At 65.4% G+C, this 6,210-nt stretch carries 7 protein-coding genes; all 7 read right to left on the bottom strand.

The genetic code is table 11. The features are described 5' to 3' along the window. The coding region (locus tag QMO14_RS32520) for a DUF6531 domain-containing protein (protein ID WP_301512226.1) at window positions 1-1,279 on the bottom strand (1,279 nt) is incomplete at its 3' end. 53 nt (window positions 1,280-1,332) lie between these two features. After that, window positions 1,333-1,728, bottom strand: a complete 396-nt coding sequence (locus tag QMO14_RS32515; RefSeq protein WP_301512225.1) for a hypothetical protein — start codon at window positions 1,726-1,728, stop codon at window positions 1,333-1,335. A gap of 46 nt (window positions 1,729-1,774) precedes the next feature. Continuing rightward, window positions 1,775-2,269 carry a pentapeptide repeat-containing protein gene (locus tag QMO14_RS32510; protein ID WP_301512223.1) on the bottom strand — a complete coding sequence of 165 codons (495 nt, stop codon included), beginning with the start codon at window positions 2,267-2,269 and terminating at the stop codon, window positions 1,775-1,777. A 26-nt stretch (window positions 2,270-2,295) separates the two neighbouring features. Beyond that, the gene (locus QMO14_RS32505; protein ID WP_301512221.1) at window positions 2,296-2,550 is read right to left on the bottom strand and encodes a hypothetical protein; all 255 of its coding nucleotides are present in this window, start codon (window positions 2,548-2,550) and stop codon (window positions 2,296-2,298) included. 80 nt (window positions 2,551-2,630) lie between these two features. After that, window positions 2,631-2,969, bottom strand: a complete 339-nt coding sequence (locus tag QMO14_RS32500) for a hypothetical protein (RefSeq protein WP_301512219.1) — start codon at window positions 2,967-2,969, stop codon at window positions 2,631-2,633. After that, complete coding sequence (locus tag QMO14_RS32495) at window positions 2,966-3,364, bottom strand: hypothetical protein (protein WP_301512217.1); 399 nt, start codon at window positions 3,362-3,364, stop codon at window positions 2,966-2,968. The genes QMO14_RS32500 and QMO14_RS32495 overlap by 4 nt, the downstream gene beginning before the upstream one ends. Before the next feature lie 95 nt (window positions 3,365-3,459). Beyond that, the coding region (locus QMO14_RS32490) for an RHS repeat-associated core domain-containing protein (protein ID WP_301512215.1) at window positions 3,460-6,210 on the bottom strand (2,751 nt) is incomplete at its 5' end.

The raw sequence follows: 6,210 nt of genomic DNA, 5'->3' as shown, positions 1-6,210 counted from the left end.
GGTAGACGAGGCTGGGCTGCCCCTGGCGTGCGCCTCGCGTGGGCGTGGTGATGTCCACGCGCATGCTGTAGGGGGTGATCCAGCGTGCGCCCAGGCTGCCCTGGTCGAAGGCGTCGAGGTCGCTGGCGTAGGTGCGCGCCCATTCGATCGGCAGCGGCGCTGCGAGAACGAAGTCGGTGTGGGTGAAGCTCTCGTTGCCTGTGCTCAGGCTGATGGATGCACCCTTACGCGCCGGTGCGGGGCAGTTCTTGCAGCCTCCGGTTCCCTGGACATCGGCCTGCTTGGAGATGTGTCCGAGCGGAGTGCCCGGATTTTCTTTCTCCGCTTTGGACCCTGCATGCGGCGACACGATCGCCGCACGCTGGCCCTTCTTCTTCAGCAGCGCATCCCGCAGCTTGTGCAGCAGCCACATGATGCTGGCCTGCGCCTCCTTGTCCGCCAGCTTCGACAACTGCCCCCGCAGCAGCCGCTTGAAGTCCAGCATCTGCGTGATCACGCCATTGACCCGGCCCGCGATCCCATCGGGCAGCTGGCTTGCCGCCGCCTTGGCCACGTAGTTCGCCGACTGCTTCGAGTAGCGCACCGCCGCGCCCCACATACGGCCCCACGTGCTCTGCGTCTTCGGGTCGTGCACCTTGGTTTCGGGTGATGCAGGCGTGCCTACCGTGAACAGGTCCTTCTGGCCCAGCACACGCCGCAGGATGTCCACCAGGTTGTCGATGATCTTGTCCGCAAGATCGGCGCAACTCTTCAGGATGCCGTCGAGCTTGGCGATCGCGCCGTCGATGAACTTGTCCAGCTCACCCATGATGGTGGCGTTCAGATGGCCCACCAGCGTCGTCACGATAGCCTCGCCCAGGTTCGACGCCGCCGTCTTCAGTTGCTGCCTCACCAAATGCAGCGTCGGGCGCAGGCTCATGCGCGCCGCAGCCATGCTCGGCGGTATCGGGATCAGCCCGATCAGGTTGATGCCCAGGCTCACCCAGTTCAGGAACGCATCGACGCCGTCCTTGGCCTTCTTCTCGACGATGTTGATGATGTCCAGGAACACATCCACCAGCGCCATGATGTTCCCGACGATCGGGATGCTGCCCAGCACCATCGTCAGCCGCTCCAGCGTCACGTAGCCGCCGCTGAACGAGCGCAGCCAGTCGTCCACCGCCTTGCCGGCCGCGGCGATGTCCTCCTTCACGATCGTGTTCAGCGGCGCTACCGCCGTCTGTGGTTCGCGCTCGGTCGGCTTCTGGCCTTGTTGTTGCGGGCCTTCTGTTCCTGCCATCTTTTCTCCCTGCCTCTAGCTGATACCCTGGCTGTGCTGTGAATCCGTGCTCTTCAGGGCCGGATCACGCAGTCCTTCATCGTGAGAAACGCCGACCCCATCGCGAAGCCGACCTCGCAGCTCGCGGTGAACTTCGCACCGCTGCGCATCTCACCCATCTTCTGGTTCTGTACGTCGTCCGCCGGGGTCAGGCGCGCCAGCTCCTGGCTGCCGCGCACATCGGCGGCGCGGATCAGCGACGTACCACCGAAGGAATCGGATGCCTCGACAACCACCGCCGGGAACTGCACGCGCTTGCCGTATTCCGGCATGCCAAGCGCACGGCGGCCCTGTTTCTCGTAGCTCTGGTGAAGCTTGGTCAGCGTGGTTTTCATCTCGGCTTGCGCGGCGCACAGGGAAGCAGCGCCGAGGAAAGCAGCGGCGACGAATACGGTCTTGATGTTTTTCATGAACATGGAATCGATGAAGTGATGGGATGTGGTTGCCCCTCGGGGCTCAGTTGATGTTGGCGCCCTGGAACTCGAGTTGCTCGAAGGTGCTGCCGGTGAAGTCCACGCTGCGTCCCTGCAGCCCCTGCGCATGCACCACGGTGCCGCTGCAGTCCAGCACGCCGACGTCGTTCCAGCTGCCGCCCGCGAAGCTGATGTCGTCCCACTGGCACTGGCGGAAGGTGCTGCTTCCGATGCTCGCGCCATCGAAGTTCGCGCGCGTGAAGCTGCAATTGATGAACGTGCAGCCGGTGATCGAGATGCTGCTGAAGTCGCACTGGGTGAAGCTGCAGCCCGTGAACTGGCAGCCGCTCCAGCCCGCCTGCTTGAAGCTGGTGGCGGTGAAGCTCGTGCCAGCGAAGGTCGTTGCGGCGAACTGGGCAAGGCCCAGGTCGAGCCCCGCGTAGGCGAAGCTGTCGGCCTGGCCGACGAGCCCGGCGGGAGCACCGCCTGCGCCTTTGCGCCACATGTCGTGGGCGAGGATGATGATTTGGGAAGACACTCGATGCCCCTCGGTTGGCTATCTCTTCAGCGAGACAGATGCTTCTGAAGGACTCGGCCGCTGAACTTGTCGATCAGCAGTTGCGGCTCCGCCAGGCCCGGCAGAGCACCGCGATGACCCTGCGGCTTGTTCGACGCTTCCCACGTAACCCGGTATCCGTCGGATGCATCGACCAGCACAAGCTTGTAGTTCTCGAGCCGCAGGCCAGAAGACCTTCCATCCTCCCAGGTCACTGCAATCGCCTGTGCTACCAGGCCATCGACTTCGATGATTTCGTTCATTCTTTTCTCCCTTGCAAAATTGAAAGCCGCAGACTCGGTCGGTCGCGGCGTCTTTTGAAACAGTCCCAGCGTCGGGACCACTACCTGCTTCCTTGCTCCCGAAGCATTTCGCCCGTGGTCCTCGAGGCGATGTACATGATCGACCGCCCCAACCTGCTGGCGTTGCCAAGTCCCTTCTGCCCGGGCGGCAGCTTGGCAGAGAAGGCTATGCCGATGGTGTCGACACCGTCTTCGTCCTCGCCGTTCTCTTTCCGCCTTTCGGCAATCTGGACGTCGAAGTTATTCAGGTCTTGCCCGGTCCTCTCGAACAGCCTGAAAGCGTTGCCCAATGCGATCACCACCGGGGTGTTGAGCAGCAGCCGATCCGGCGACTCGATCTCGAAGAGCGGCGCGGCCGAACCATCGAGGCCGTCGCTCACGGACGCGAGCCCCGGGCCTTCGCGCGGGCCGCTTCGATCTCCTTGAGCAGATCTCCTGCCTCCGCATTGCCGCTCTTCGACGACTCCGCCGCCCAATGCGCGGCTTCGGCGAGGTCCTTGCCGCTCATGTAGAGGTCGTAGGCCAGGTTGTGCTGCGCGACGACGTGTCCGGCCTTGGCCGCGATCGTCAGCCAGCGGATGCGCTGAACGTCGTCGGAAGACGTGAAGGTGTAGTACAGCGAGAGACGGAACGCAGCCTCGGCGTCACCGGCCTCGGCCTTCGTGATCAGTTCGGCTCGTTGCGCATCTGTCAGCGCGTAGGACTGCGCACCCGAGATGGGCGAAGAAGAAGAAGAAGAAGAAGAAGAGGCTGGTGCGGCGTCGGGCGTGTCCATGGTTTGGTTCTGCGTTGCGTAAGAGACTGAGAGGCTCAGAAGTAGAAGGGGAAGAAGCAGGGCCGGCTTCACGCCGAACCTGAGGTCGATGTTCTTCATGGCTTGGGGTTGAAGGTATGCCAGACGCCGGGATCGGCGGTGTCCATGGTGCCGTCGGCCTTCTGGCCGGCAGGCTTGTAGGCGCCGTGGGGCCAGATCCACAGGAGCTTGTCGGGCGCCACGACAGGCGCATTGAGCTCGTTGGCCAGTTTCTGCGCGTACGGGTCGGTCCCCTTGCCGGTCTCGCAAGACATCAGCTGCACCTTCTGGCCTTCCGCATAGGACGGGTGCGCCTTGATCCGCTCTGCCATCTGTGCGGGGGTGATGCCCTTGAGCGCGGTGTCGGTCATGATGCTCGGATTGCCATGGGAGCCGACCGTGAAGGTGCCGGGCGGGCTCGGGATGTTGTCGGCCGACTGGCGGATCGCCTCGTTGTGCGGAAACAGGTTGATGTCGACCAGCCCCAGCGGATCGATGCCGCGCACGGGATTGCCGCCGACGTACGCATACAGGTTGAGACCGCCCGCGAGTCCCAGCGGGTCGGGAGAAACATACCGGCCGCTCGCCGGATCGTAGTAGCGGTAGCGGTTGTAGTGCAGCCCTGTCTCTGCGTCGAAGTACTGCCCCTGAAACCGGATGGGGTTCGAGAGGCCGGCACGTCGCCCCGCTTCGCTGATGACTTCGCGCGCCTCGCCCCAGGCCTTGTACTGGGCCGACCAGGCGACGCGGCCCTCGTGATCGGTCAGGTCCCGCGGCGTGCCGAGGTGGTCGCACTGGTAGAAGGCGACCTCGTCGGCTTCGAAGCTGCGTTGTCCGGGCTGGAGCTCTCCGTTCCACAGCGGGTCTTGCTCGATGTCGTAGGCGCCGCCGTTGGCGGCCATGAGCTCTCGCACGTCGGGCGTCCTGCCCGGCACGATCGCATGCGCCTGGCGCAGTTGAACCAGCGGAGCGAAGGAGCGCGGCTCGTGGACGTAGTGCACGCTCCAGCCGCGTCCGTCGTCTTCCTGCTCCGCGGCGAGGCTCTGCGTGCTCTCGAAGGCAAGCATGTCGCCATCCCAGCCGAACCGGGTGATGCTGTCTCGCGAACGTTTCGAGATGCGGCGGCCCAGCGGGTCGTAGGCGAATGAGGTTTGCGTGCCGTCTTGGTCCGTGGCGGAACTCAGGCGCCCGAAACCGTCCCACGCGAAGGTGGTCGCCCGGCCGTTGCATACGCGCTCGACCATGTGGCCGTGCTCGTCGTATCGATAACGGACGCCGGCATAGGCCCGGAGCAAGTTGTCGAGCAAGGGAGCGATGGGAGCCCGGCTTGCGCCGGTGGTGCCGGCGGGCTCGGCGACGTTGCCCGCCGGATCGAAGGCGAAGGTCTCGCGTCCGAACCGGCTGTTGGCCTCCACGAGGCGGCCGACGGGGTCGTAGCGGTAGTCGAGGTTGCCATGATGGCTGTCGCCGATGGCGACGAGCTGCCCCGCCCTGTCGTAGCCGTAGGTGCGCTGCAGCTGCAGCGCCCCGGGTGCGCTCGCCTGGCCCGGCACGACCTGCTGTTCCAGCCGCCGCCCCACGTTGTCGTAGCGCAGTTTCTGGGCCAGGCCGTTGCGCTGCTCGCGCACCACTTCGCGATGGAGGTCGTCGCGCTCGAAGCCGAGGATGTCCTGCCCGTCGAGCAGCAGGCCGTGCACGTGGCCCGTGCCGTAGGTGAGCCACTGGGTCGTATGGCCGTCCGGACGGATCGTGGCGACGCGCTGGTTGAGCGCGTCGTAGCGGTGCTGCCATATCCCCGTGCGGCCGGCCTGCAGGTCGTGCTGATGCTCGCGCGTCAGGTTGCCGGCCGGGTCGTAGAACCACTGCAGGCGCGCGTCGTTGTTGGATGCCTCCACCATGCGGCCGTTGCGGTCGAAGGCGAAGCGCTCGACCTGGCCGCCGGCGGACCGCTCGGTCATCCTGCCCATGGCATCGGCCTGCAACTGAACCACTCGTCCGCCCGCTTCGACCTCGGCGAGCCGGCCGGTGCTTTCCTCGTAGCGGTACCGCGTGGTCCGGCGCGCGAAGTCGGTCTTCTCCAGCAGTCGACCCACGGGGTCGTAGCGCAGGCTGTGGCGGCTGCCGTTCTCGTTGTGCAGTTCGGTCAGGCGGCCCAGCAGATCCCACTGGTACCTGAGCGAATGCCCCTCGGCATCGGTGCGGCCGGCGATGAGCCCTGCGCGGTCGTAGCTGTAGTGCGTGGGGCGCCCGAGCCCGTCGACATGCGCGAGCATGCGTCCCTCGGGGTCGTGCAGTTTCTGCTCGCGCGTGCCGTCGGGCAGCACGATCTCGTGGAGCAAGCCAGGCACGCTGCCTTGGGCACGCAGTACCGCATCTTCCTGCGGATAGCTGTAGAGATGGCGCGTGACATTGCCCGCAGGATCGACGGCCGTGGCGAGCCGGCCGCGATCGTCGTAGGTCCAGCGGCTGGTTTTGTCTGAACAATCGGTGAGGCTCGCGAGCCGGCCGCGAGGCGTGTAGCTCATCAGCTTCGTGCCGCCCTTGGCATCGGTGATGCGCACGGGCCTGCCGGCCTTGTCGTAGGCGTACTCGGTCTTGTGCCCCAGCGGATCGATCTCTTCCGTGAGGTGGCCTTGCGCGTCGTAGTCGCGCTTCCACACGCCGCCTTCGGCATCGCGGATGCCGGTGAGCCGGTGCAGGCTGTCGTACTCGTAGTGCACACGGCTGCCGTCCGCACGCGTGTGCGTCTGCAGGTTGCCGTCGGGGTCGTAGGTGTAGTCGTCGGTCGTGCAGGTTGCCGTCGGGGTCGTAGGTGTAGTCGTCGGTCG

The sequence above is a fragment of the Variovorax sp. CAN15 genome, assembly GCF_030462475.1.
GTDB lineage: Bacteria > Pseudomonadota > Gammaproteobacteria > Burkholderiales > Burkholderiaceae_C > Variovorax.
This window is presented reverse-complemented; position numbering and strand designations above follow the sequence as displayed.